Genomic DNA, 26,144 nt, shown 5'->3' with positions numbered 1-26,144 from the left:
ATCCGGCCGGACAAGAAAAAACCCGCGCGACATGGAGTCGCGCGGGTTTTTTTTGCCTGTCATCGGCGTGCCACGGCGGAAAAATGCCGCCGCAAAGCACACAAGCCAAGCGACGCCATTCTTGCGAATGGCGCGGCCCGGCCTGCGAATGCGACCGCCTGAGCGGCCCCACAACAACAATTAAGCGGACAGTGCTTTCAAAGCGGCTGCCAGACGGCTCTTATGGCGAGCTGCCTTGTTTTTGTGGATGATTTTCTTGTCAGCAATACGGTCGATCGTCGACACGGAAGCCTGGAAGATTGCAGCAGCAGCTGCCTTGTCGCCGCCCTGGATCGCTTTACGAACAGCTTTGATAGCTGTGCGCAAGGTCGAACGCTGGGACGAATTGTGTGCGTTTTGCTTAACTGCTTGACGAGCGCGTTTGCGCGCTTGTGCGGTATTTGCCATGGAATTTCCTAAAACAGGGTCAAAGTGCGTTTGCAAACATTAGTGTTTGCCAACCGGTGCGTTCTGTGCGTCTGCCGAACCATGTGTGCCAAACCAGTGCCTGTCAAACATTAGTGTCTGCGTAACAGAATTCTGTACAGCCTTCGATTATAGCGATATTTTCAAGCGGGGGCAATTCTAAAATCAGATTAATGGCGCCGGCCGGTCGATGTTGCAAAAAAACCAAAGCCGGGCGGACGGCCGCCACGGCACCGTCCGGCGGCGCCCGCGCGCGCTGTTGTCCCAGCTATAATCTTGCCCCATGAACTTGCTCAAAACCCTAGCCGCTATTTCCAGCATGACCATGCTGTCCCGTGTCACCGGACTGCTGCGCGAAAGTCTGTTCGCCCGCGCCTTTGGCGCCGGCGCCTACACCGACGCCTTCATTGTCGCCTTCCGCATCCCCAACCTGCTGCGCCGCCTGTTTGCCGAGGGCGCGTTCTCGCAAGCCTTCGTGCCCATCCTGTCGGAATACAAGAACCAGCACGGCCCGCAGGCCAGCAAGCTACTGGTCGACCACGTCGCCACGACGCTGGTCTGGGCCACGCTGCTGGTGAGCGCCGTCGGCATCGTCGGCGCGCCCGCCTTCGTGTACTTCATCGCCACGGGCCTGGACGACAAGCCGGGCGCCTTCGACGCGGCCGTCTGGATGACGCGGCTGATGTTCCCCTATATTAGCTGCATGTCCTTCGTCGCGCTGGCCGGCGGCATCCTCAACACTTGGCGCCAGTTCAAGATTCCCGCGTTCACGCCGGTGCTGCTGAACCTGTCCTTCATCGCCGCCTCGCTGCTGCTGGCCCAGCACCTGGCCCAGCCGATCTACGCGATGGCCATCGCCGTCTTCGTCGGCGGCCTGCTGCAAGTGGGTATACAGATCCCGGCGCTGATGAAGGTCGGCATGCTGCCGCGCCTGGCCTTGAACCCCGCCGCCGGCCTGCGCGACGAGGGCGTGCGCCGTGTGCTGAAGAAGATGGGGCCGGCCGTGTTCGCCGTGTCGGCCGCGCAAATCAGCCTGATGATCAACACCAGCATCGCGTCGCACCTGGCCGAGGGCAGCATTTCCTGGTTGTCGTATGCGGACCGGCTGATGGAATTCCCCACCGCCATGCTGGGCGTGGCGCTGGGCACGATTCTGCTGCCCAGCCTGTCGAAGGCGAACAGCGACGGCGACAAGACCGAGTATTCGGCCCTGCTGGACTGGGGCTTGCGCCTGACCTTCCTGCTGGCCCTGCCGGCCGCCGTCGGCATGGCGACGCTGGCCCAGCCGCTGATCGCCACGCTGTTCCACTACGGTAAATTCAGCACCCAGGCCGTGGCCATGTCGGCCCAGCCGCTGATGGCCTATAGCGCCGGCCTGATCGGCATCATCCTGGTGAAAACGCTGGCGCCGGCGTTTTACGCGCGCCAGGACATCCGCACCCCGGTGAAGATCGCGCTGGGCGTGCTGGTGGCCACTCAATTGATGAATCTGCTGTTCGTGCCCCATCTGGCCGTCGCCGGCCTGGCCCTGTCGATCGGCCTGGGCGCCTGCCTGAACGCCTCCTTCCTGTATTGGGGCTTGCGGCGGCGCGGCATTTACCAGCCGCGGCCGGGCTGGGCCAAGTTCTGCCTGCGCCTGGCGGTGGCCCTGTGCGTGATGGCGGCCGTGGCCGTCCAGGGCGCGGCCCGCTTCGACTGGATCGCCCTGCAGTCCCACCCCTTGCTGCGCGCCGGCGCCCTCTTCCTCGTCGTCGGCGTGTGCGCGCTATGCTATTTCGCCGCGCTGCTGGCGATGGGTTTCCGCTTCCGCGACTTCAAGCGCAGCGCCGCCTGAGCCGGCGCCCCGGCCCTTCCGGGCAGACGAAAAAAAACCCGCAGAGCGGGTTTTTTTTCGTCTCTCACAAGATGCTGTGCGGGACTCAGACCTGTTTAGCCGCCTTGCGACGGGCCAGGAAAGCGATCAGACCCAGACCACCCAACAGCATGCCATAGGTTTCTGGCTCTGGAACGGCCGTGATCGTCACTTCGCCGCTGTATTTCGCGCCGAGGCCGGCGTTACCGAACAGGTTCAGCGTGAATGGCGCATTGCCGGTGAAGTCGAAACCGAAGAAGCGGAATTTACCGTCTTGGCTATAGGTGCCGCCAACGCCGTTCAGGTTCGACAAGACGCTATCAAAAGTCAGGTTCTGACCGCTGATCGTCACAGTGATGTTATACACGCCGGCGCCAATGCCATTGAATGTGATGACATCGGAGCCGCCGGACAGGATGCCGTCAAGCGGAGTTTTATAGCCGACAAAACCATTGATCGCCTCAGGATCCAGGCTCAGCACGACGGCCTGGTCAGCTGCAAGGGCGCTAAAAGAGGCAGCGGCCAACAAGCTTGCAACGAAAAGTTTCAATTTCATATTTACCCTCGGATGAAGAGGCCGCGTTACACGGCCCTTGGTGGAAAAGAACATCGTTGAATAATAGTATCAATATCCTCACGAAAAGTCTTATAAAATGTTCATCTAAGATTCTTTTTTTATAACGCTCCTGGGCATATCAAGCATAAATTGATAAGTCCGTCTTTTTCCCGCCACACTCGTTTCCAAGAGTCAACAATAGTCATTCGGCCGACACCGGCTGCGGCGTTGCGGCCGGTTCCGGCTCTGCTTCCGGCTCAGGTTCTGGCGGCGCGTCGGGCGGCGCAGGCGGCTCGGCGGGCGCAGGCGGCAAAGGCGGGACGGCCGGGAGATCGGCGCCCGGCGCGGCAGCGCCGGCCAAGCCGCCCGAGGCCATGAAGACCCAATCCGACAAACGCAGCTTGTCCTCGAAGCCCTGGAAGCGCGCGTCGAAATTGCCGACCTTGACCGGCCGGGCCGGCGACAGGCTGTGGACGCCGACGATGCCGTTGCCGCCGGGCGGATGCAGCAAACCCCACTCGGCCCGGCCGGTCATCGGATCGACGTACAGCTTGCGCAAATGCCGCAGCGTGCCGGGAAAGCGCGGGTCGCGGAGCAAGTCCTTGAGCGCGGCCGGCTGGCGCGGCTGGCCGGCCGGCGTGACGCGGGCATAGCTGTCGAGGGCGTCGGCAAAGGCGGCGCCGATGTCGAGCAACTCCCGTTCGGCGGCGCTGCGCTGCAGCAGCGCGCCCATCTTCAGGCCGGCCGCCCCGACCAGGCCGATGATGGCGACCAGGATGAGCAGGCCCAGGTAGGTGAAACCCTGCTGGCGGCGCGGCGCGGACGGCATCGTCTTACCAGTCGGCGTAGGGTTTGCCGCTGCGGTCCTGGCCGGGCGCGCCGCTTCTAAGGTCGTAGACATTGCCCTTGGCCTCGTCCGGCGGCGCCAGCAGCAGCCAGGTCGCCGTGCTGTCGGTGATCGGGTCGACGGGCAGCGCGCGCAGATATTTTTTCTCCACCAATTGCTCCAGCGAGTCGGGATAGCGCCCGGTGTCGCCGTAGAACTGGTCGATGGTGGCGCGCGCATTGCGCAGATTGTCGGCGAGGATGGTTTCCTTGGCCGTGACGATGCTGGGGAAGTAGCGCGGCACGGCCAGGCTCAGCAGCAACGCGACGATGGCCAGCACCACCAACAGTTCAATCAGTGTGAAGCCGCGCCGCCCGCTCTTAATCATGTGCCGCTCCATCGCTCACCACAAACGGTAAGGCACGTCGTTCAGGCCGGTCTTGTCCGACGTCGAGTACACGTCGTAGACATCCTCGCCCTCGCGCGGCGCGTCCGCCTCGCTGGCGTAGCTGCGCCGGCCCCAGGTTTGCGCGTCGGCGACGCCGGGGTCGGGATGAAAGGGATCGCGCGGCACCCGGCGCAGGAAAAACACCTTGGCGCGCTGCGGGCTTTGCTGGTCGGCCACGCCTTCGACCAGCAGTTCCAGGCTTTTCGGATAGCCGCTGGCGGCCAGCGTCTTGGCGATGCGGCCCTCGTCGTAGGCGCGCTTGTAGGCGTCGATGCCCTGGCGGATCTCGCGCAGCGAGCGGCGCAACTCCTGCTCGTTGCGGCGTTGCAGCGCCACCTGCGCGGCCGGCGCCACCAGCGTGCCGAGCACGCCCAGAATCGCCAGTGTCACCAGCAGCTCGATCAGCGTGAAGCCGCCGCCGCGCGCCACGGCGAAGTTCATTTCGGTGCAGCCGGCGTAGGTACAGCCTGCGTAGGTGCGGCCGGCGCAGGCGCAACCGGCACAGGCGCGGCCGGTGCGGCGGCGGATGCGGCCGGCATGCCGGGCAACTGCGTCGGCGCCTTCGGACTCAGGTCGGGGCGGCGGCGGAAGTTGCTCTCGGTGCCGGTGGAAAATTCGGACGCCTGCGCCTCCGGGCGCTGGATATTGCGCACCAGGCGCGGCGTGATCGACAGCACAATCTCGGTTTTCTGCCGGTCGTCCTTGGTGCTGCCAAACAGACGCCCCAGCAGTGGAATGTCGCCGAAGCCGGGCACCTTGCTGCCGGAACTGCGGTCTTCATTGTTGATCAAGCCGGCCAGCACCTGGTTCTCGCCATCCTTCAGTTGCAGCAGCGTCGTCGCCTGCCGGGTGCCGATCTGGTAGGCCACGCTGCCGGTCTTGGTCGTCAGCTGGCTGACCAGATTGCTGACCTCCAGCGAGATGCGGATCGCCACCTCGTTGTTCAGGTAAATCGTCGGCTCGGCGTTCAGCGTCAGCCCGACGTCGACATAGGCGACGGACTCGGAGGCAAAGCCGCCGGTGCCGGGCGAGATCGTCGTGGTAATCACCGGCAGCCTCTCGCCGATCAGCACCTTGGCCTTTTCCTTGTTGCGCACGCGGATGCGCGGATTGGCCAGGATATTCGTGTCGCCGTCGGTCTTGTTGGCGTTGATCCTGGCGCTCAGTTCGGAAATGCCGATGCTGCGCTGGTTCAGATGGTTCAGGTCCGCGACGGTCAGCGCGCGGCCGCCGGTGCCGGTCAGCGGCGCCAGCGTGACGCCGCCCGGCCAGGCCACGCCCAGCTCCATCAGGCGGCTGCGTTTGACTTCCAGGATCTCGACGTCGAGCATGACCTCCGGTTCCGCCACATCCTGCAAGGCGACCAGGCGCTCGGCCAGGCGGATCGCCTCGGCGCTGTCGCGCACAATCACCAGATTGAGCTTTTCGTCGACGACGACGTCGCGCGACTTCAGGATGGTCTTCAGCGTGTAGGCGATCTGCTTGGCTTCGGCGTTCGCCAGGAAGAAGGTCTTCACCACCATTTCCTGGTATTCCTTGACCTTCAGCGCGACGTTCGGATAGATCAGGATGGTGTTCGCATCCATCACCTGCTGCTCCAGCTGGTTGCTTATCAGCAGAAAGTAGATGGCCGCCTCAACCGTGCTGTTCTTCAGGAGGATAGTGGTCCTGCCGTCGATCTTGACGTCCTTGTCGAAGATGAAATTCAGGCCCGAGCGGCGCGCCACGACGTCGAACACCTGCTTGAGCGGGGCGTCGCGGAACTCGATCGTCAGCGGCTGGCGGAACGCCTGCGCCAGGCCCGACTCGGCCGGCGCCGGCGCCGTCTTCTCGCCGATCTCGCGCAGCAGCGCGCGCGCGCCCGGGTGGTCGGGCCGTTCGCTCAGGATGGCGGCGAGCTGCTGGCGCGCCGGCTCGTACTGCTTGTTGGCGGCGGCGGCGCCGGCCTCGGCCAGCAGCTTCGCCTGGCGCGCGGCGGCGTCGAGCGCGCGCAGGCCGGCCCTGGCGCGCTCGTTTTGCGGGTCCAGCGCCAGCGCCGCCTGCAACTGCGCGGCGGCCGGCTCCGGCTGCGCCGCCGCGTAGGCGCGTTCGGCCCGCTCCAGATAGCGGGCGATGGCGCCGTCGCGCGCGCCCAGGTAGGCCATCTTGTATTCCGCGTTGCCGGGCTCGCGCGCGACCGCGTCCTGGAGCCTCAGCAGGCCGGCCTCGACCTGGTCCTGCGCGAGCAGCGCGCGGCCGTCGCGGTAAGCCTGCTGCGCCGCGCAGCCGCACAGCGCCAGCAGCAGGGCCAGCGCCGCCGCGCGGCGGAGACCGGCGCAGCCGGCGGGGAAGATTCTTGCGTGGCCAGGCATCAGTCGGGAACTCCAATGTTGAGCTGTTGAACCTGGTTCAACGGCAGATAGGTGAGCGTCATCAAGGGCGGCGCGATCGCATCGACGCGGTACTGGCCGTCGATGACGCTGTTGCTGCGCACGATATAGGTTTTGTCGGCCCGCGCCAGGAACACTTCCCAACTGCCGCCGGCGGCGGCCTTGCCGATGCAGGTGAACGGCAGCGGCGGCGCGCTCGGCGGCGGCGCCGGCGGCGCTGCCTCCTGCGTGGGCGGCGGCGCCGGCGGCGGCGTCCAGTCCTGGCTCTGGAAGGCGGCGTCGGCGCCGGCGAATTCGCCGGCCTCGCCGATCAACTCGGCGCGCGGGCGCAGCGCCAGGATCAGCGGCGCGGCGGCCGGCGCCGCACTGGCGGCGCGCCGCGCCGGCGCCGGCGCGGCCGCGCCGCGCACCACCGCCTCGGCCACGTCGACGGCCGGGCTGCTGTCGCCGAACGCGGCCAGGGCGGCGGCGCCGGCCAGCGCCGCCGCCAGCGCCAGGTGGCGCGGCGTCATGGCGCCACCGCCGCGTCCGCATCCTTCAGGTAGAAGGTCAGGCGCAGGCGCGCCTCCGGCGCCGGGTCGGCGATCGACTCGCGCCGGAAACTGATGTCGTCGAGCGCCGCGTAGGGCACCGCGCGCAGCACCTCCAGGCCGAACTGCCAGACGGCCCGATAACTGCCCTTGAGCGGCAACACGGCCTGGTAGGTGTGCACGCCGCTGGCCTGGTCGTAGGCGAACTTGTATTCGCCCTGCCTCAGGCTCAGGCCCGACTTGGCCGCCAGCGCGAACAGCCGGCCGACCTCTTGCTCGGCGTAGCGGCGCTGTCCCAGCGTGTCGTAAAACAGCGCCAGGTTGGCGGCCGCGCCGGACGGCCCGGCCGCCGCGGCCGGCGGCGCCGGCGCAACGGCGGCCGGCCGGGTGGCCAGCCGCGCCAGCGCGGCGCGTTGCTGCCAGGCCCAGCCCCAGGCGCCGGCGCCCAACACGCACAGCGCGGCGGCGCCGCAGGCGGCCGGTCCGAGCCGGCGCAGCAGCAGGCGCGCGCCCAGCAGCGCGGCGGAAAAACCGGCCGCCGTCACGGCGCCGCCCATCTGGCTTCCAGCTGGAAGCGCACCGGCCGGTTCGGGTCTTGTTCGTTGATGTCGTGACGGGTCAGCGCCACGCTGGCGAACAGCTCCTGGCGCTTGAGTTCCTCGACGTAGGCGATCATGGCCTCGCTGGTTTTCGCTTCGGCGCCCAGCTTGAGCACGCGCTTGCGCGCGTCCGGCTCCAGCGTCAGCAGCGCCACCGTCGCCGGCGTGGCGGCGGCCACCGCCTCCTGCAGCGCGCGCCACGGCAGGTTCAGCCGCAGCACCGCGGCGTTCACCGCCGCCGCCCGCTCCGGCGCGACCAGCGGCGCCGCCGGCGGCGCCGGCCGGCTCAGGCGCGCGGCGCGGCGCGCCTGCTGCTCCAGCTCGGCGGCGCGGACGCGCTGCTGCGCCAGCGCCGCCGAGCCGGCCAGCGCGCCGCTGACGCACAGGGCCAGGCCCAGCGCGGCGCCGGCCCACCAGGCCGGATGCAGCTGGAACAGCGCGCGCCGCAGGCCGGCCGGCGCGAAGTCGATGGCCAGCCGCGGCATGCCGGCGCCGCCGCGCGCGACGGCGCCCTCGCCGAACAGGGCCAGCGGAATCTGGCCGGCGCCGGCCGGCGCCGCCGCCCACGCCGGCGCCGCGCCGCACAACTGCAGCAGGGCCGGCGCGGCCAGGTCCAGCAGCAGCGCTTCGCGCCTCAGCGTCCCGGTCAGCCATTCGTGGCCGGCGTCTTGCGGCAGCGGCAGCGCGCGCACGGCGCGCAGGCGGCCGGCGTCGATGGCGGCGAGCGTCAGCATCCCGCCGCGCAGCACGCCGAACCAGGCGCCGGCCCGCAGCGCGCCGCGGCAGCGCTGCCAGGCCTCGACAAACTGCGGCACGACGGCGACGATGTGCACGCCGTGCGCGGCGGCAGCCCGCTCCAGCGCGGCCAGCAGCGGCGCCGGCGCGGCGCCGAAAAACGGCGCGCGCGCCTGCCAGTGGCCGGCGATACGCCAGTCGGCCGCCGCTTCGCCGTACAAGGTCTGGAAACGCAGCGCCGCCGCCGCGTCGAGGTCGGCCGGGCGGCTGGCGCCGCGCGGCGGCGCCACCTGCCACAGCCGCAGCAACGCATCGTCGAGCACGACGGCGAGCGGCCAGCCGGCGTGGCCGGCACCGGCCAGCAACTGCGCCAGCGCGGCGTCGAGGGCTGCGCCGTCCCAGCCCGGCGCCAGCGCCACGCTGGCCGGCGCCGCCGCCGCGGCGCGCCAGCCGCCGGCGCGCTCCAGGCTGAGCGCCTCGGCGCCCACGCTCAGGCGCAACAGCTGTCCCGGGCGCCTACGCATGCAGCGTCACGCGCTTGATTTCCGCCAGCGTCGTCGCGCCGCGTTTGACCAGTTCCAGCCCGGCCAGGCGCAGGCTGCGCGTGCCGTTCTCGTAGGCGGCCGCCTTGATCTGGCGGATCGGCCGCTTGTCGACGATCAGCTCGCGGATCTCGTCGTTGAGCGTGAGGATTTCGGCAATCGAGCGGCGCCCCTTGTAGCCGGTGCCGCGGCAGTCGCCGCAACCGCTCCCCTGGGCGAAGCGGAAGTCGCCGACGTCGGCGCGGCGCAGCTTGACGCCGGCCAGTTCGGCCTCGCTCGGCGTGTACGGCGCCGCGCAGTGCGGACAGTTCATGCGGATCAGGCGCTGCGCCCAGATGCCGTTCAGGGCCGAGACGAAGGCGTAGGGGTCGATGCCCATATGGGTGAAGCGGCCGAAGACGTCGAACACATTGTTCGCGTGCACCGTCGTCAGCACCAGGTGGCCCGTCAGCGCCGACTGCACGGCGATCTCCGCCGTCTCGCGGTCGCGGATTTCGCCGACCATGATTTTATCGGGATCGTGGCGCAGGATCGAGCGCAGGCCCTTGGCGAAGCTCAGGCCCTTCTTCTCGTTGACGGGAATTTGCAGGATGCCGGGCAGCTGGTATTCGACCGGATCCTCGATGGTGATGATCTTCTCGCGGCCGTTGTGGATTTCCGTCAGCGCCGCGTACAGCGTCGTCGTCTTGCCGGAGCCGGTAGGCCCCGTCACCAGCAGCATGCCGTAGGCTTCCTGCGCCAGCGCGCGCAGCGAGGCCAGCGAGGCCGCGTCGAAACCCAGCGCCTCCAGCGTCAGCGCGCCGTAGGCCTCGATCATGGCGCGCTTGTCGAGGATGCGGATGACGGCGTCCTCGCCGTGGATGCTGGGCATGATCGAGACGCGCAGGTCGATTTCGCGCCCGCCCGCCTCGACGCGGAAGCTGCCGTCCTGCGGCACGCGGCGCTCGGCGATGTCGAGCTCGGCGAGCACCTTCAGGCGCGAGATGATGCGCTCGGCCAGCTCGGCGCCGTTGACGGCCGTGGCGTGGTCGAGCACGCCGTCGACCCGGTATTTGACGGCCAGCCCGCCGGCCGTGCTCTCCAGGTGGATGTCGGAGGCGCCCGCCTTGAGCGCGTCGTACAGCGTCGAGTTGACCAGCTGGACGGCCGGGCTGGCCGCCTCGGACACGGAGGCGAACGACAGCACGGCCGCCGTCTTGCCCTCGCGCCTGGTGTCGGCGGCGCCGGGCAGCAGCGTGTCGACGGCGCGCGCCGACTCTTCCTGGCGCGACAGATAGGCCTGGATGTCGGACTGCAGCGCCAGGCGGATCTGCAGCGGCGCCAGCGCCGGGCAGCGCGCCCGCGCCGCCAGCCAGGTTTGCAGGTCGAGGTCGAAGGGGTCGGCCAGCACGCCGACCAACTGGCCGTCGCCGGTGCGCAGCAGCACGCTGCGGCGCGCCAAGGCCTGCGCCAGCGGCAGCAGGTCGAAGGCCGGCGCGAAGGCCAGCATGTCGGCCGTCTCCAGCACGGCCAGGCCGAAGGGCTGCGCCAGCGCGCGCAGCGCCAGCCGCGGCTCGACGCCGCTCAGCGCGTGCAGCTCGTCGACCAGCGTGCGCTGCGACTGCGCGCGCGCGGCGCGGGCGCGCCGCAGCAAGTCCGCGTCGATGGCCGGCGCGGCGCTCACGCGATGTCCCCGGCCAGGTCGAAAATCGGCATGTACAGCAGCACCACGATGGCGCCGACGACCAGGCCGATGGCGGCCATCAGCAGCGGCTCGAAGGTGCGCGTGAAACGCTCGACCCAGCGGCTGATCTCGCCGTCGTAAAAGGTCGCCGACTGGCTCAGCATCGGCGCCATGTCGCCGCTGCGCTCGCCGACGCGCAGCATGCGCAGCGAAATCGGCGTCGTCAGGCCGTTGGCCTCGAAGGCGTCCGACAGCGGCAGGCCGGCCTCGACGCCGGCGCGGGCCGCGGCCAGCGCCCGCTGCAGCGGCGCCGACACCATGCCCTGCACCGTGGCGATGGCCTGGACGATGTTGATGCCGCCCTCGCAGAGCATGCCCAGCGTCATATACAGGCGCGACAGCTCGTAAATGCGCACGCGCGCGCCGATGCCGGGCAGGCGCGCCAGCAGGCGCGCGACGCCGCCGTCGGCGGCGAGGCGGCGGCCGCCCCACAGCAGCGCCAGCGCCGCCGCGGCCAGGCCGGCCAGCAGCGCGCCCGGATGGGCGCCGGCGAACTGGCCCCAGCCCAGCAGCAGCTGCGACATCCACGGCAGCGTGCGCCCGGCGCCCTGGTAGACCTCGGCGAAACGCGGCACCACATAGGTGATCAAAAAGGCGCTGACGCCGCCGCCGACGGCCAGCAGGATGCAGGGATAGATGGCGGCGCTGACGATTTTCGCGCGCACCGTGTCGATGCGCTGCTGGTAGTCGATGTAGCGGGCCAGCGCCCGCGGCAGGTCGCTGGTGCCCTCGGCCGCCCTGACGATGCCGGTGTACAGGGGCGGAAACAGCTCGGCCTGTTCGGCCAGCACGGCCGACAGGCGCTTGCCCTCGCGCAGGCCGTCGAGCAGGCGCGCCAGCGCGGCGCGGGTGGCGCCGCTGGCTTCCTTTTCCTGCAAGGCTTCGAGGGCTTCGACGATGCTCAGCCCGGCCGTCAGCAGGGCCAGCAATTCCTGGCTGAACAGCAGCAGCGGCAGCGCCTTGCAGCGCTGGCGCGCGACCGCGCCGAACGGCGCCGCGCGCAGCGGCCGCACGGCGCTGACGAACAGGCCGCGCGCCTCGGCCTGGCGGCGCGCGTCGGCCGCGTCGCCGGCCTCCAGGCGCAGCGTCGCCATGCCCTGGCCCGGCGCCACGGCGCGCACCTCAAAACGCATCGCCGCCCCGCTTACTGGGAGCTGATGTCGGCGTTTTCGCCGCTGCCGCCCGGCTGGCCATCCTTGCCCGTCGAGACGATTTCATACTCGGCCTTGGCGCCCGGCGAACGGTACAGATAGGGGCGGCCCCACGGGTCTTGCGGCACGGCTTTTTTCAGATACGGGCCGTTCCATTTGGCGCCGGCCGTGGCCGGCGCCACCAGCAGCGCGCCCAGGCCCTCGTCCGTGTTCGGATAGCGGCCGACGTCGAGGCGGTAGGTGTCGAGCGACTTCTCGAAGGACTCGATCTGCGCCTTGGCCACGGTCACTTCCGACTTGCCCAGCTGGGCGAAGTATTTCGGACCGACATAGGCCGCCAGCAAGCCGATGATGACTATGACGACGAGCAATTCCAGCAGGGTGAAGCCATGTTCGCCGCCCCGCGCCTTGCCGCGCTGTTTCTGTGCTACCCGCATCCGCCCGACTCCTCAATGTACCGCATGAACACCCCGCACCAGCGGCCCGCGCTGCAAGGTTAACACGCCGCTTACGGTTTCAACAACCTTTTCTTTAGCGCCACGACGCGGCTGCGCGCGGATGAAAACCTTGCTTGTCGTTAATTAGTAACAAGAAAATATTTAATTTTGGAATTGTTTCATCCGCGTCAACTGTTTTGCTATAGTCATTCCACCCGGATTGTTATCCGGGTGTCAATGCCAGAACCGGTAAAACGCAAAATATATTGCATAAACCATAAACCAAGGGAGACATCATGAAACGCACCACGCCATTTTTCGCCCCCCGCGCCGGCCTGCGCGCCGGCCTCGCCGCCGTCGCGCTGGCGGCCGCGCTGCCGGCCGCCCACGCCGAGGTGATCGATTTCGAGGGCCACGCCAACACCGTGCTGGGCCACAATGAAACATTCCGCCACGGCGCCTTCCGGCTGAGCGGCCTGTCGATCGCCGACACGGCCGCGCCGGGCGACCTGGTCGGCATGGTCATCGACGCCAACGACGCCGGCCTGTGCGCCAACCTGGCCTGTCCGCCCGCCACAAGCGGCAACTATTTCGCCGGACTCAACGACGGCGCGCTGCTGCTGGCGGGCGGCGCCGGCCAGCAGATTCGCGTGGCCGGCTTCGACGCCAGCTTCATCGGCGCCTTCGCCGGCGCCACCTACCCCAACCTGGCCGGGCTGTTGCGGGTGCAGGGTTTCTATGCCGCCGGCGGCTCCTTCTACGAAGACTTCCTGCTGCCGGGCGGCGCGAAGGGCTTCAGCCTGCAGCATTTCAACGCCAGCGCCAGGTTCGCCAGCCAGGCCTTCAGCTCGGTAGCCTTCTTCGCCTTCCATTGCGACGTAGGCGGCAATTGCAGCGGCTTCAACAGCGGCGAAGGCCAGTTCGCGCTCGACAACGTCGTCGCCTCGGTGCCGGAACCGTCGGCCGCCCTGCTGCTGCTGCTCGGCCTGGCCGGCATCGGCGCCTACGCCCGCCGCCGCGCCTGATCCGCCCACTTCAAGGAATGTTTACGATGAAATTACACCCCGTCTCCCTCGCCGTCCTGGCCCTGTTCGCCAGCCTGAGCGGCGCCGCCCGCGCCGACACGCTGCGCCGCCCCTATATCGTGCAACTGGCCGACCAGCCGGTGGCCTCCTACAGCGGCGGCGTCGCCGGCCTGAGCGGCACCCGCCCCGCCAGCGGCCAGCGCCTCGACCTCGCCAGCACCGAGGTGCAGTTGTACGCCGACTATCTCGAACGCAAGCAGGCCAGCGTGCAAGCCATCGTCGCCGCCGCGCCCGTGCAATACCAGTACAAGGTGGTGCTCAACGGCTTCGCCGCCCTGCTCACGGACGCCGAGGTGCGCCAGCTCAAAGCCAGCAGCGAAGTGGCCAGCATCGTCGCCGACGAGGCCGTCCAGCTGCAAACCAACTACACGCCGGCCTTCCTCGGCCTGGACCAGCCGGGCGGCCTGTGGGGCCAACTCGGCGGCCAGTCGCGCGCCGGCGAAAACATCATCGTCGGCGTCGTCGACAGCGGCGTCTGGCCGGAAAACCCGGCCTACGCCGACCGCGTCGACAGCCAGGGCGCGCCGACCTTCGATCCGTCCGGCACGCTCGTCTACGACGCCGCGCCGGACGGCTGGAAAGGCAGTTGCCAGAGCGGCGAGGGATTCGAGGCCAGGCACTGCAACAACAAACTGATCGGCGCGCAGTTTTTCAACACGGCGCGCCTGGCCGACACGGCCCGCGTCGCCCACTGGTCCGAGTTTGTCTCGCCGCGCGACTCGATAGGCGGCGCCAACGGCCAGGGCGGCCACGGCACGCACACCTCGACTACGGCCGCCGGCAACAGCGGCGTGCAAACCGTCGTCGGCGACCTGCCCATGAGCGCCGCGTCCGGCATGGCGCCGCGCGCCCGCATCGCCATGTACAAGGTGTGCTGGTCGTACAACGACGCCAGCGACCCGACCGGCGCGAAAAACCGCTGCTGGGGCGCCGACAACGTGGCGGCGATTGAAACGGCCGTCAAGGATGGCGTACACGTCATCAATTATTCGATCAGCGGCGGCGCCACCGTCACCGACCCGGTCGAGCAAGCCTTCCTGCACGCCTCCAACGCCGGCATCTTCGTCGCCGTCTCCGGCGGCAACGCCGGGCCGGCCAACAGCGTCGGCCACGTCAGCCCCTGGCTGACGACGGTGGCGGCCTCCAGCCACGACCGCCAGACCCAGGCCGCGCTGACGCTGGCCAACGGCCAGCGCTACACCGGCCCGTCGCTGAACCGCATCGCCCTGCCCAGCACGGCGCTGATACGCGCCGAGGACGCCGGCCTGCCCGGCGCCGACGCCACCAAGCTGGCGCTGTGCTACAGCGCCGCCGGCAACGGCAAGGTGGCCGTGCTCGACCCGGCCAAGGTGGCCGGCAAGATCGTCACCTGCACGCGCGGCACCAACGGGCGCACCGACAAGAGCCTGGCCGTGCAGGAAGCGGGCGGCGCCGGCATGGTGCTCGTCGATAACGGCGCCGGCCTGGTCGTCGACCCGCACGTGGTGCCGACGGTGCACGTCAGCGCCGCCGACGGCGCGCTGATACGCGCCTACGCGCTCAAGCCGGACGCGACGGCGACGATGACGCGGCTGTTCCCCGGCAAGGGGCCGGGGCCGGCGCCCATCGTCGCCGACTTCTCCTCGCGCGGGCCGAACCGCTACGACGCGAACACCCTGAAGCCGGACGTCAGCGCCCCCGGCGTCGCCATCCTGGCCGGCCTCACGCCGGCCCTGAACCAGGCCGAGCACGACGCCATCGGCGACGGCAGCCTGACGCCGGCGCCGGTCTGGGGCTTCTACCAGGGCACGTCGATGGCCAGCCCGCACGTGGCCGGCATCGCCGCCCTGCTGCGCCAGCAGCATCCGGACTGGTCGCCGGCCGCCATCAAGTCGGCGCTGATGACCAGCGGCGCAAACACGCTGGCCGACGCCCAGGCCGGCGATCTGCGCGGCGTGCTGCCGTTCGGCCAGGGCGCCGGCCACGTGATGCCGAACCGCGCCAGCGACCCCGGCCTCGTCTACGACCTGCGCGAGGCCGACTACCGCAAATACCTGTGCGGCATGGGCATCAAGGGCGAATGCGCGAACGGCGCGGTGGCGCCCTACAATCTGAACCTGCCGTCCATCACGGTCAGCAATGTGTTCGGCACGCAAACGCTGACGCGCACCGTCACCAATGTCGGCGCCAGCGCCGCCACCTACCAGGCCGCGGCCTCGATCAGCGGCTACACGCTGCAAGTGACGCCGTCCAGCCTGACGCTGCAGCCTGGCGAAAGCAAGTCCTTCACCGTCACCGCGACCCGCACCACGGCCGCCAGCAACGTGTGGCAATACGGCGCGCTGGTGTGGAGCGACGGCGTGCACAGCGTGCGCAGCCCCGTCACGCTGCGCTCCGGCCTGAGCATCATCGCGCCGGCCCTGCTGCGGGCCGAGGCGGCCAGCGGCGCGCGCCTGATGACGGTGACCACCGGCTTCACCGGCAAGATGAGCGCGGCCAGCGCCGGCCTGAAGGAAGTGGAGCGTGTCGCGCTCAACGTGGCGCAGGCGCCGGCCGGCAGCGTCGGCTCGCTGGAACTGGCGACGGCGGCGTGCAAGGCCGGCGCCGGCGGTGTGCGCGTGGCCGCGCTGGCCATTCCCGCCAACGCCATGGTGGCGCGCGTGGAAACCTTCGACCGCGACACGGAGGGAGGCACCGGCCACGACCTCGACCTGCTCGTTCTGAACGGCGCCGGCGCCGTCGTCGGCACCAGCATGCACGACGGCAGCAACGAAGCCGTCACGCTGAGCGCGCCGGCGGCCGGCAACTACAAGGTGTGCGTGATCGGCTATGCCAGCGCGAACGGCGTCTCGACCGACTTCCAGCTGTCCTCGGCCGTCGCGGTCAAGGGCGACAGCGGCGGCAATGTGAAGGTGACGCTGCCGCCGAAAGTATATTCGACGAGCACATCGAGCGTACTGGTGGGCTGGTCCGGCCTGACGGCCGGCAAGCGCTACCTGGGCGGCGTGCAATTGTTCGACCAGGGCGGCATGCTGGGTACGACGACGGCCCTGTCGGTGGAAACGGACGATCCGGTGCCGCTGGCGAACACCGTGGAACGCGCCATCAAGGCCGACAACGGCCGCTAAGGCAGACGAAGCGGGCCGCTCCGGCGGCCGCCGCGAAGGCTGTGCGTCTCCGGGCGCGCAGCCTTTTTTTATGCGGCAAGCACCTTCAGTCGGGCGCGCCTGCGGCCGGCCCGGCGGCCGGCCGCAGGACGCAACTGGCGCCGGCCGGGCCGGGGCGGCAGACGGCGCCGGGGTCGCTGACGAAGCGGCAATCGGCGACCGTGTCGTCGGCCGCGTTGAGGGCTTCACGCTGGCCCCGGTAAGTGGCGGCCAGCCGGCGCAACTCGCGCTCCAGCGCGGCGTCGCCGGACCAGGCCAGATAGAACTCGGGGCCACCGCAGGATTTCGCCCCCAGCGCCAGCGTGCGGCACTGCGCGTCGGCGTCGCAGGACGCCGCGCCGATGGCGGCGCGGATCCGCGCCAGCGTCAGCGCGTCGGCGGCCGGCGGCGCCGGCGCCGCCGCGCCGCACGCGCCGCAGGCAAACAGGAGCAAGAGGGAAAGGTGGCGCATGGCATGACGGCAGCGCGGCTGCGAAAAGACGATGCCTGCATCATCACGCGCCGGCCCGGCGCCGTCAAGCGGCGCGCCGGACTCAGGCCGCGCAGGCGCCATGGCGCCGGCAGCAAGCCCGGGCAAGTTGATAAATCATTGCGATTTACGCATGGGCATGAACGAATGATGACTTGATGACAATTTGATTATCTGGCGCAACACCACGGTGCAAAAAAAACCAAACCGCACTGCAAACGGCGCGGCAATGTGCTACATTTCAATTAATGAAGTTCCAAATTGGAAACAATAATTATATTTATGCAATCGCCCACCGACTCGCGGTGGACCGCACCGCGGCGTCCTTGCAAAAACGCAACGGCGCGGCAAAAAAGTAGCAAGCAATCATAGAAAATTGCCATAGAATTAAAATACCGCTAAACGATACATACCATTGCATCGGCGACGCAGGATGCGCGGGGATCGATAGCGGCGGGCAGCCACCATTCAGATCGGTCATCATGAAAACGACTATGCGATTCAGCTTGGGCTCGACCACAATGGCGGCGGCATTGCTGCTGCTCGGCGGCGGCGCCGTTGCCGCCCCGGCCGCCGGCAACGGCCTGCATCCGCAGCCAGACGCGGCGGCGCAAGCCGGGCAAAAGAAGACTTGCGCGCAAACGCTACAGCCCGCGACGGACGCCGACGGCGGCGCAACGCAGCTGGGGCCGCCGAGCGCCGCGGCCAGGCATGTGCAAGCCGTGCTGGGCGAGGACGACAGCGCCGACATCGACGGCGTGCGCGGCCCCTGCCGTCTGGTCGACGCCGACATCGAGGTCGACGAGTTCATCGTCGACGGCACCGACGTCGCCAAGCTGCTGAAACAGATAGACGAGCTGCTGGCCCTGGACCAGGCGGCGCTGGACGAGCAAGGAAAAGAGGAAGAGGCCCTGGCCTTGGGAAAGCGCCGCTTCTACACCAATATGGACGACGACGGGCAGGCGCTGCGCACGGCGCTGTTCGGCAGCGCCGGCAGGACGGTCCCGGACGTGTCGGCTGCGCGCCGGCTGCGCGACTGGGACGACATCGCCGCCGGCCGCCGCGCCATGCCGCCGCTGTACCGCAGCGCCGGCGCCAATCCGGCCGCCCTGGACAACCCGGCGGGCGGGCCGGCCGCGATGACGCCCGTGCCGGAGCCGTCCAGCTACGCGATGCTGCTGGCGGGGATGCTGGCGCTGGGCGCGCTAGCCCTCAGGCGCCGCGCCACGGCGGCGCGCCGCCGCGTCAGCGACGGTAAGGGGCGGCCAGCGGCTCGCCGATGAACACGCCCTGGGCCGGCCAGGCGACGCTGCGCCAGTAGGCTTCGATGGCCGTGGCGCCGGACAGATAGTGCTGCAGCAGCACCGACGGGTTCGGGAATTTCTGCCAATAATTGCACGGCTCCGTCACCGTCCCGTAACTGGCCGTCGCCCCCGCCTCCAGCCAGCGCAGGCTGCTCATCTGCGCCTCCGCATGCAAGTCGCCGCCGACCGAGGTCAGGTGGTCGGCCAGCGCGCCGGGCAGGAAGTTCAAGGTGTCGAGCTTGTCCACGCGCGCCATGCCGGTCTGGTAGACCATGATGTCGCGCTCCCCTTCGATGTAGTCGGCCTTGATGTTCTTGATCGTCAGCTTGCGCTGCGGCACCGTGCCGGCGTGGGGGAAAAATTGCGCGCGGCTGTTGCGCGCCGGCTCGCTGGTGTTCAGGTAATACGCGCTGGCCGTCGGCATGCGAAAGCCGCTGGCCGTGCCGCGGCCGATCAGCGCCTTCGCCTGCGCCACCGTATCAATCGGCAGCAACATCGACAGGCGCATGCCGAAATCGCTCAGCGGGCGCGACGAGCGGGCGTTGTAGTAGGCGCTGGGCTTGCCCGGACCGCAGGGTTTCTGGCATTGCTCGGCGTCGTAGCCGAGCGTGAAGGCGGACGTGATCGAATTGCAGCCCACCGCATACGGCGCCGTCCACACCATCACCACGGCCTGGATCTCCGGCCCCAGCTGGGACTCGATCTGCTCCTTGAGCTTCTCGAACTGTATCAGGTCGAGCTTGCGCGGCCGGTTCGGTATGCGCACGTGCACGACGTTTTTCGCCGGGATATCGCGCGCCTGGCGGTAGTACTCGCCGATTTCCACGCTGTTCGGTTCATTGTCGTTGATGATCACGGCCAGCTGGGCAGCTTGCAGCCCGGCGCCGGCGGCGCCCGTCTGAACCTGCGCCGCGGCGCCTGCGGCAGCCAGTGCCGCCATGAGAAACAAGAGTGTACGCAAGTGTGCCTGTGGGTCTGGATACTGGAAATGGGACGCGCCGGCGCGATGGCGCGCGCACGCGTGTCGAATTATAGCCGCTTGCCGCGGCCGTACAGGAAAACGCCGCCGCCTCAGCCGCGGTGGTACAAGTCCTCGAAACGCACGATATCGTCCTCGCCCAGGTAACTGCCCGACTGCACCTCGATGATGTGCAGCGCCACCTTGCCGGGGTTTTCCAGGCGGTGCTGCATGCCGATCGGAATATACGTCGATTCATTCTCCGTCAGCAGCCGGACGCTGTCGCCGCAGCGCACCCGCGCCGTGCCGCGCACGACCACCCAGTGCTCGGCGCGGTGGTGGTGCATCTGCAGCGACAACTGGCCGCCCGGATTGACGGTGATGCGTTTGACCTGGAAACGCTCGCCGGCGTCGATGCCCTCGTAATGGCCCCAGGGCCGGTAAACCTTCCTGTGCTGCAGATACTCGCTGCGCTGGCGCGCCTGCAGGTGCTCGACCACCTGCTTGACGCGCTGCACCTGGTCCTTGTGCACCACCAGCACGGCGTCCGGGGTTTCGACGACGACCAGGTCGCGCACGCCGATGACGGCGACCAGGCGGCTGTCGGCCCGCACCAGCGAATCGGCGACGCCGTCCAGGTAGACGTCGCCGCGCGCGACGTTGCCGTCGGCGTCGCCGCCCTGCACCTCCCACAGCGCCGACCAGGAGCCGACGTCGCTCCAGCCCATGGCGGCCGGCAGCACGGCCGCCGCCGCCGTGCGCTCCATCAGCGCGTAGTCGATGGAATCGGCCGGGCTGGCGGCGAAGGCGGCCTCCTCCAGGCGGCAGAAGTCCAGGTCGCGGCAGCCGCCGCGCACGGCCGCCGCGCAGGCGGCGACGATGGCCGGCTGGTAACGTTCAAGTTCGCTGAGATAGCGGCTGGCGCGGAACAGGAACATGCCGCTGTTCCAGAAATAGTCGCCGGCGTCGAGGAAGCCCTGGGCCGTCGCCCGGTCCGGCTTTTCGACGAAGCGGGCGACCCGGCGGCAGGGGCCGCCGTCTTCCAGCGCCGCGCCGCCGCGGATATAGCCGTAGCCCGTCTCCGCGCTGGTCGGCACGACGCCGAAGGTCAGCAGCGCGCCGGCGCCGGCCGGCGCGGCGGCGGCGGCGATCGCCTGGTGGAAGGCGGCGACGTCGCTGATTGCATGGTCGGCCGGCAAGACCAGCATCAGCGCCTCCGGGTCCAGCGCCGCCAGGTAGTGGGCGGCGGCGGCCGCCGCCGGCGCCGTGTTGCGCCCGGCCGGCTCCAGCAGGATGGCCAGCGGGGCGACGCCGATCTCGCGCAACTGCTCGGCGACGAGGAAGCGGTGCTCGTTGCCGCACACCACCAGCGGCGCCATCGCGCCGGCCAGCCCGCGCAGGCGCAGCAGGGTTTCCTGCAACATGGTGCGCTCCGTCACCAGCGCCAGCAATTGTTTCGGCAACAAGGCCCGCGACAGCGGCCACAGGCGGCTGCCGGCCCCCCCGGACAGGATGACCGGGTAGATGGACATCTTACTGGCCGGCGGCCCGTTCGGCGTCGCCGTTGCGGCTGCTGCGGCGGCGGTCGCGCGCGTTGGCCCAGGAGTCGGGCACGCATTCGGACACGTGCTTCATCTCGCCGGCCCGGTCGACGCTGTAATCCTTGAAGACGATCATTTCCTCCAGCGTGACGCCGGGCAGCACGCGCGTGTACTCGAACAGCACGCTGCGCACGACCTCGGCGCCGGCGCAGATGTGGCTGCCGTGGCCTATCCAGGTCGGCCCGATGATGGTCGCGCCCGCCTCGACCTGGGTGCCGGAGCCGATGTAGACTGGCCCCTCGATGCGCGTGCCGTCGGCCCAGTCTATGCTGGTGTTCAAGCCCACCCACAGGCCCTCGTCGACCTGGATGCCGGGCACGTCCATATTCGCCACTTCGCCCATCAGCACGCTCTGCAGCACTTCCCAGTAATCCTTGACGCTGCCGATGTCGATCCAGTTGAAGCGCCGCGTCTGCGCATAGAAGGGCAAGCCCTTCTCGGCCAGCAGCGGGAACAGCTCGGCGCCGATGTCGAAGGGCCGGTCGGCCGGGATCAGCTCGATGACTTCCGGCTCGAAGATATAGATGCCGGTGCTGGCGAAGTTCGACAGGGCCTCCCCCACGGCGGGCTTTTCCTGGAAGGCGCGGATGCGCCCGTCCGGGTCGGCGACGACGACGCCGTAGTTCGGCACCTTGTCCCACGGCACCTCGCGGGTGATGACGGAGGCCAGCGCGCCCTTGCGGCGGTGCTCGAACAGGGCCGACTTGATGTCCAGGTCGATCAGCGCGTCGCCGCACAGCACGATCGTCGTGTCGTCGAAGAAGCCGCCGAAGTCCTGGATCTTCTTCATGCCACCGGCCGAGCCCAGCGGCTCGGGCACGACCTCGCCGAGGTCGTTGGTATAACCCTCGAAGGAATAACCGATCTGCACGCCGTACTGGTGGCCCTCGCCGAAGTATTCCTCGATCTTTTCATGCAGATAACTGACATTGACCATGATTTCCGTGATGCCGTACTTGGCCAGGTGTTCCACCAGATACGCCATCACGGGCTTGCCGAGGATGGGGATCATCGGCTTGGGCAAGTCATAGGTGAGGGGCCGCACGCGGGTGCCCTTGCCGGCCGCCAAAATCATTGCTTTCATGTTCCCAACCCTTCCTTGCTATTTTTGCGCCGTTTGCCAGCGCCAGGAATCGGTGCACATTTGCTCGATGTTGCGTTCAGCCTTCCAGCCCAGCTCGCGCTCGGCCAGGCCGGGGTCGGCGTAGCAGGCGGCGATGTCGCCGGGGCGGCGCGCGACGATGCGGTAAGGCACCGGACGGCCGCTGGCCGCCTCGAAGGCGCGCACCATTTCCAGCACGCTATTGCCGCGCCCCGTACCCAGATTGTACGTGTAGACGCCAGTGGCCGAGGCCAGTTTATCCAGGGTCTTGACATGACCCAGCGCAAGGTCGACGACATGGATGTAGTCGCGCACGCCGGTGCCGTCGGCGGTCGGGTAGTCGCCGCCATAGACGGACAGGAAGGGCCGCAGGCCCTCGGCCACCTGGGCCACATAGGGCAGCAGATTGTTCGGGATGCCGTTCGGCTGCTCGCCGATCAAGCCGCTCTCGTGGGCGCCCACCGGGTTGAAGTAGCGCAGCAGCGCGATGCGCCAGCTGGGGTCGGCCTTGGCGACGTCGCGCAGCACTTCCTCTATCATCAGCTTGCTGCGGCCGTAGGGGTTGGTGGCCGACAGCGGGAAATGCTCGAGGATGGGGGTGCTGGCCGGGTCGCCGTACACCGTCGCCGAGGAGCTGAACACCAGCGTCTTGACGCCGGCCGCGGCCATCGTCTCGAACAGCGCCAGGCTGCCGCAGACATTGTTGTCGTAATATTTGAACGGCTGCTCGACCGATTCGCCGACCGCCTTCAGGCCGGCGAAGTGGATCACCGCGTCGAAGCGGTGGGCGCCGAACAGGGCTTGCAGGCCGGCGCGGTCGCGCACGTCCAGCTCGGCGAACTGCAGCGCCTTGCCGGCGATGCCGGCGATGCGCGCGTGCACCGAAGCCTTGGCGTTGCTCAGATTGTCCAGCGCCACCACCTCATGGCCGGCCGCCAGCAGTTCGACGCAGGTGTGCGAGCCGATATACCCCAGGCCGCCCGTGACTAATATTTTCATTGCGTTTCCTCAAAAATCGCTGCGCAAACCGCGCACATGGAGCGAAGGGGCCGCGCCGGCGGCCCCTTCGCGCTTACAGGCGCCAGACGCCGATGCCGGCCGCGGCCAGCGCGGCGGCGTCGAAACTGGCCTTGACGTCGATGAAGCAACCGCCCTTGACGAGCTTTTGCTGGAAGTCCTCGACGGGCAGGTCGAGCAGTTGCTGGTGCGACACGGCGGCGACGATGGCGTCGGCCCGCGGCAGCTCGTCCCAGGAGAACAGGCGCACGCCGTATTCATGCATCGCCTCCTCGGCGTCGGCGTAAGGGTCGTGGACGAAGACTTCCACGCCATAGGTCTTGAGTTCGTTGATGACGTCGCCGACCTTGGAGTTGCGCAAATCGGCGCAGTTTTCCTTGAAGGTCAGGCCCAGCACGTTGACGCGCGAACCCTTGATGTAACTGCCGGCGGCGATCATGTTCTTGATGGTCTGCTCGGCGATGTACTTGCCCATGCCGTCGTTGATGCGGCGCCCGGCCAGGATCACCTGCGGGTGGTAGCCCAGCATCTCGGCCTTGTGCGTCAGGTAGTAGGGGTCGACGCCGATGCAGTGGCCGCCGACGAGGCCGGGGCTGAACTTGAGGAAGTTCCACTTGGTGCCGGCGGCGCGCAGCACTTCCGAGGTGTCGATGCCGAGCTTGTCGAAAATGATGGCCAGCTCGTTCATCAGGGCGATGTTCAAGTCGCGCTGGGTGTTTTCGATGACCTTGCACGCTTCCGCCGCCTTGATGCTGGAGCAGCGGTGCACGCCCGGCTCGACGATCATCTCGTACAGCCGCGCCACCTGGTCGAGGGTCTGCGGCGTGTCGCCCGACACCACCTTGACGATGTTGGTCAGCATGTGCTGGCGGTCGCCCGGGTTGATGCGCTCGGGCGAGTAGCCGACGAAGAAGCCATCCTTCCACTTCATGCCCGAAGCGCGCTCCAGCACCGGAATGCACACCTCTTCGGTGGCGCCCGGGTAGACGGTCGACTCGTAGACGACGATGGCGCCGCGCTTCATGTGCTGGCCGACGCTGTTGCTGGCGCCGATCAGCGGCGCGAAGTCCGGGCTGTGGGCCTGGTCGACGGGGGTCGGCACGGCGATGATGATGATGTCGGCCTCGGCCAGCATGGCCGGATCGGCCGTGTATTCCGCGTGCACGGCGGCGGCCATCTGCGCGTCGCTCAATTCGCGCGACGGGTCGACGCCGCGCAGGCAGCTGTCGACCTTGGACTGGGCGATGTCGAAGCCGATGGCGCGCGTGTGCTTGCCGAATTCGACCACCAGGGGGAGGCCTACATAACCGAGGCCAATAACGGCAATAGTATTCATATATTAACTTTCAAATCAATGTCAAAAACCGCTCAAAAACCGCATCAGCGGCGGATTGCCTCTTTCAGGAACAGCCGGATAAAGGCCATGTCCTCAATAAAATAGCGGCGGAACATGCGCCGCGGCTCTTGCAGGAAACGGTAGAACCATTCCAGGCCGGAGCGCTGCATCCACAGCGGGGCGCGCTTGACGCGGCCGACGGCGACGTCGAAGGTGCCGCCCACGCCCATCGCGAAAGGCACTTTCATCTGCGCCTGGTACTGGCCGAGGAAGTGCTCCTTCTTCGGCGAGCTGATGGCCACGAACAGCAGGTCGGCGCGGGCCGCCGCGATGTCGGCGACGACGCCGGCCTCCTCCTCCGGCTTCCAGTAGCCGTTGCGGTAGCCGGCCACCGTCAGGCCCGGGTACTTCACCTCGTAGGTCTGCTTGACGGCGCCGACGACTTCCTCGCGCGCGCCCAGCAGATACACGCGCCAGCCCTTTTGCGCGGCGCGGCCCATCAGCGCCTCGAACAGGTCGACGCCGGCGACGCGCTCCTTGAGGCCCTTGCCCAGCAGGCGCGAGGCCCACACGACGGGCATGCCGTCGACGTTGATGAGGGCGCACTCGTTGATGATGCGGCGCAGCTCCGGGTCGCGCTCGGCCTTGACGAGCTTGTCGACGTTGACGACGACGTGCTGGTGCGGCAGGCCGGACTGGATGAAGCCCTCGACGCGCTGCAAGGTTTCTTCCATCGACAGGTTATCTATCTGGCAACCCATCATCGTGATGCGGCCGCTCATGCCAGCGCCGCCGCCAGCACCGCGACGATGCGCTCGGCCGCCCTGCCGTCCCACAGGTGGGGGCGGCGGCCCTGCTTGCCCTCGCCGCGCAGGATCTTGCGCGTCTCGGCGACGATGCGCGCCGGATCGGTGCCGGCCAGCACATTGCTGCCCTCGTCGACCGTCACCGGCCGCTCGGTGTTCTCGCGCAGCGTCACGCAGGGCACGCCCAGCGCCGTCGTTTCCTCCTGCAAGCCGCCGCTGTCGGTGAGCACAACGGCCGCGTCCTTCCACAGATTGAGGAAGGCCATATAGGTTTGCGGCCCGGCCAGCGTGATGTTCGGTCCCAGGTCGATGCCGAACTTCTCCAGGTTGCCGCGGGTGCGCGGGTGCACGGGGAAGATCAGCGGCAGCTCGGCGGCGATCTCGCGCAGCGCGCCGGCCAGGCCGGCCAGCGCCTCGGCGCTGTCGACGTTGCTGGGGCGGTGCAGCGTGATGACGCCGTAGCGCTGTCCCGGCCCCGCGTGGGCGGCCTTGAAGGCGCTGCAGTCGTAGGCGCTGGTGTCGGCGCTGCCCAGCTTGTCGGCCTGGAACAGCACATTGTCGACCATTACGTGGCCGACATAGTGGATCGCCGCCTCGTCCTTGCCTTCACGCTGCAGGTGGCTGACGGCGCTCGGCTCGGTGACGAAGAACCAGTCGCTGATGCTGTCGGTGACGAGGCGGTTGATTTCCTCCGGCATGCTCATGTCGCCGCTGCGCAAACCGGCCTCGACGTGGGCGACGGGAATGTTGAGCTTCTTGGCGACGATCGAGCAAGCCAGCGTCGAATTGACGTCGCCGACGACGAGCACGGCGTCCGGACGCTGCGCCACGCACAACTCCTCGAAGGCCAGCATGACCTTGCCGGTCTGCTGCGCGTGGCTGCCGCCGCCGGCGGCCATGAACAGGTCGGGCTGGGGGATGCCCAGTTCCTCGAAAAACACCTCGTTCATGTCGCGGTCGTAGTGCTGGCCCGTGTGGATGATCTTGAATGTCAGCGTGGCATGCCCTTGCAGAGCGCGCACGATCGGTGCAATTTTCATGAAATTGGGACGCGCACCCGCCACCAGGTAAAGAATCGGCATAGCCA

General features: G+C 68.4%; 24 protein-coding genes. 4 read left to right on the top strand and 20 right to left on the bottom strand.

From position 1 onward, the window contains the following. Nucleotides 1-180: 180 nt before the first annotated feature. Nucleotides 181-447, bottom strand: a complete 267-nt coding sequence (rpsT, locus tag OIK44_RS08585) for a 30S ribosomal protein S20 (protein ID WP_081611844.1) — start codon at nucleotides 445-447, stop codon at nucleotides 181-183. 301 nt (nucleotides 448-748) lie between these two features. Between rpsT and murJ the strand changes: the two genes are divergently transcribed. Next, nucleotides 749-2,299, top strand: coding sequence for a murein biosynthesis integral membrane protein MurJ (murJ, locus tag OIK44_RS08580; RefSeq protein ID WP_273670310.1), 1,551 nt, complete (start codon nucleotides 749-751; stop codon nucleotides 2,297-2,299). An 85-nt stretch (nucleotides 2,300-2,384) separates the two neighbouring features. On the opposite strand, the gene OIK44_RS08575 is transcribed toward murJ, so the two are convergent. The 11 genes from OIK44_RS08575 to gspG all read right to left on the bottom strand — a co-directional run bounded on the left by OIK44_RS08575 (nucleotide 2,385) and on the right by gspG (nucleotide 12,233). Beyond that, on the bottom strand, nucleotides 2,385-2,873 hold the full coding sequence (locus OIK44_RS08575) for an FxDxF family PEP-CTERM protein (RefSeq protein WP_273670309.1): 489 nt from the start codon (nucleotides 2,871-2,873) through the stop codon (nucleotides 2,385-2,387). Between the two features lie 202 nt (nucleotides 2,874-3,075). Beyond that, a complete protein-coding gene (locus OIK44_RS08570; protein ID WP_273670308.1) occupies nucleotides 3,076-3,702 on the bottom strand; it encodes a type II secretion system protein in 627 nt (208 codons plus the stop codon). A 4-nt stretch (nucleotides 3,703-3,706) separates the two neighbouring features. Then, nucleotides 3,707-4,087 (bottom strand): type II secretion system protein, encoded by a 381-nt coding sequence (locus OIK44_RS08565; RefSeq protein WP_273670307.1) that lies wholly within the window; start codon nucleotides 4,085-4,087, stop codon nucleotides 3,707-3,709. Between the two features lie 15 nt (nucleotides 4,088-4,102). Continuing rightward, on the bottom strand, nucleotides 4,103-4,588 hold the full coding sequence (locus OIK44_RS08560) for a type II secretion system protein (RefSeq protein ID WP_273670306.1): 486 nt from the start codon (nucleotides 4,586-4,588) through the stop codon (nucleotides 4,103-4,105). Next, nucleotides 4,585-6,498: a secretin N-terminal domain-containing protein gene (locus OIK44_RS08555; RefSeq protein ID WP_273670305.1), complete on the bottom strand. Its 1,914-nt coding sequence runs from the start codon at nucleotides 6,496-6,498 to the stop codon at nucleotides 4,585-4,587. Before OIK44_RS08555 ends, OIK44_RS08560 begins: the two co-directional genes overlap by 4 nt. Beyond that, the gene (locus OIK44_RS08550; protein WP_273670304.1) at nucleotides 6,498-7,028 is read right to left on the bottom strand and encodes a hypothetical protein; all 531 of its coding nucleotides are present in this window, start codon (nucleotides 7,026-7,028) and stop codon (nucleotides 6,498-6,500) included. The genes OIK44_RS08555 and OIK44_RS08550 overlap by 1 nt, the downstream gene beginning before the upstream one ends. Beyond that, entirely contained in the window at nucleotides 7,025-7,603 is a 579-nt protein-coding gene (locus OIK44_RS08545; RefSeq protein ID WP_273670303.1) for a hypothetical protein, read from the bottom strand. The genes OIK44_RS08550 and OIK44_RS08545 overlap by 4 nt, the downstream gene beginning before the upstream one ends. Continuing rightward, on the bottom strand, nucleotides 7,588-8,904 hold the full coding sequence (locus OIK44_RS08540) for a hypothetical protein (protein WP_273670302.1): 1,317 nt from the start codon (nucleotides 8,902-8,904) through the stop codon (nucleotides 7,588-7,590). Before OIK44_RS08540 ends, OIK44_RS08545 begins: the two co-directional genes overlap by 16 nt. After that, nucleotides 8,897-10,585: a GspE/PulE family protein gene (locus OIK44_RS08535; protein ID WP_273670301.1), complete on the bottom strand. Its 1,689-nt coding sequence runs from the start codon at nucleotides 10,583-10,585 to the stop codon at nucleotides 8,897-8,899. The genes OIK44_RS08540 and OIK44_RS08535 overlap by 8 nt, the downstream gene beginning before the upstream one ends. Next, on the bottom strand, nucleotides 10,582-11,778 hold the full coding sequence (locus tag OIK44_RS08530) for a type II secretion system F family protein (protein WP_273670300.1): 1,197 nt from the start codon (nucleotides 11,776-11,778) through the stop codon (nucleotides 10,582-10,584). The genes OIK44_RS08535 and OIK44_RS08530 overlap by 4 nt, the downstream gene beginning before the upstream one ends. Nucleotides 11,779-11,789: 11 nt before the next feature. Beyond that, nucleotides 11,790-12,233: a type II secretion system major pseudopilin GspG gene (gene gspG, locus OIK44_RS08525; RefSeq protein WP_273670299.1), complete on the bottom strand. Its 444-nt coding sequence runs from the start codon at nucleotides 12,231-12,233 to the stop codon at nucleotides 11,790-11,792. A gap of 296 nt (nucleotides 12,234-12,529) precedes the next feature. On the opposite strand from gspG, the gene OIK44_RS08520 reads away from it, so the two are divergent. Together OIK44_RS08520 and OIK44_RS08515 are read left to right on the top strand one after the other, a co-directional pair. Further along, entirely contained in the window at nucleotides 12,530-13,258 is a 729-nt protein-coding gene (locus tag OIK44_RS08520) for an NF038120 family PEP-CTERM protein (RefSeq protein WP_273670298.1), read from the top strand. Between the two features lie 26 nt (nucleotides 13,259-13,284). Further along, complete coding sequence (locus OIK44_RS08515; RefSeq protein WP_273670297.1) at nucleotides 13,285-16,425, top strand: S8 family serine peptidase; 3,141 nt, start codon at nucleotides 13,285-13,287, stop codon at nucleotides 16,423-16,425. An 85-nt stretch (nucleotides 16,426-16,510) separates the two neighbouring features. Here the strand turns inward: OIK44_RS08515 and OIK44_RS08510 are convergent, their stop codons facing one another. Beyond that, entirely contained in the window at nucleotides 16,511-16,915 is a 405-nt protein-coding gene (locus OIK44_RS08510) for a hypothetical protein (protein WP_273670296.1), read from the bottom strand. 512 nt (nucleotides 16,916-17,427) lie between these two features. On the opposite strand from OIK44_RS08510, the gene OIK44_RS08505 reads away from it, so the two are divergent. Then, a complete protein-coding gene (locus OIK44_RS08505) occupies nucleotides 17,428-18,216 on the top strand; it encodes a PEP-CTERM sorting domain-containing protein (protein WP_273670295.1) in 789 nt (262 codons plus the stop codon). On the opposite strand, the gene OIK44_RS08500 is transcribed toward OIK44_RS08505, so the two are convergent. From OIK44_RS08500 to wecB, 7 genes are all read right to left on the bottom strand, one after another. Then, on the bottom strand, nucleotides 18,179-19,177 hold the full coding sequence (locus tag OIK44_RS08500) for a TIGR03790 family protein (RefSeq protein ID WP_273670294.1): 999 nt from the start codon (nucleotides 19,175-19,177) through the stop codon (nucleotides 18,179-18,181). The genes OIK44_RS08505 and OIK44_RS08500 overlap by 38 nt on opposite strands. Before the next feature lie 131 nt (nucleotides 19,178-19,308). After that, a complete protein-coding gene (locus OIK44_RS08495; RefSeq protein WP_273670293.1) occupies nucleotides 19,309-20,727 on the bottom strand; it encodes a mannose-1-phosphate guanylyltransferase/mannose-6-phosphate isomerase in 1,419 nt (472 codons plus the stop codon). A 1-nt stretch (nucleotide 20,728) separates the two neighbouring features. Then, the gene (locus OIK44_RS08490; protein ID WP_273670292.1) at nucleotides 20,729-21,880 is read right to left on the bottom strand and encodes a nucleotidyltransferase family protein; all 1,152 of its coding nucleotides are present in this window, start codon (nucleotides 21,878-21,880) and stop codon (nucleotides 20,729-20,731) included. 18 nt (nucleotides 21,881-21,898) lie between these two features. Next, entirely contained in the window at nucleotides 21,899-22,897 is a 999-nt protein-coding gene (gene galE, locus OIK44_RS08485) for a UDP-glucose 4-epimerase GalE (RefSeq protein ID WP_273670291.1), read from the bottom strand. A gap of 73 nt (nucleotides 22,898-22,970) precedes the next feature. After that, nucleotides 22,971-24,251 (bottom strand): nucleotide sugar dehydrogenase, encoded by a 1,281-nt coding sequence (locus OIK44_RS08480; RefSeq protein ID WP_273670290.1) that lies wholly within the window; start codon nucleotides 24,249-24,251, stop codon nucleotides 22,971-22,973. 44 nt (nucleotides 24,252-24,295) lie between these two features. Further along, nucleotides 24,296-25,033: a WecB/TagA/CpsF family glycosyltransferase gene (locus OIK44_RS08475; protein ID WP_273670289.1), complete on the bottom strand. Its 738-nt coding sequence runs from the start codon at nucleotides 25,031-25,033 to the stop codon at nucleotides 24,296-24,298. Next, nucleotides 25,030-26,139, bottom strand: coding sequence for a non-hydrolyzing UDP-N-acetylglucosamine 2-epimerase (gene wecB, locus OIK44_RS08470; protein ID WP_273670288.1), 1,110 nt, complete (start codon nucleotides 26,137-26,139; stop codon nucleotides 25,030-25,032). Before wecB ends, OIK44_RS08475 begins: the two co-directional genes overlap by 4 nt. Nucleotides 26,140-26,144: the final 5 nt, after the last annotated feature.

Source organism: Janthinobacterium fluminis (genome assembly GCF_028595325.1).
Lineage (GTDB): Bacteria > Pseudomonadota > Gammaproteobacteria > Burkholderiales > Burkholderiaceae_D > Janthinobacterium > Janthinobacterium fluminis.
The sequence above is the reverse complement of the archived record's forward strand: the minus strand, read 5'-3'. Positions and strand labels throughout refer to the sequence as shown.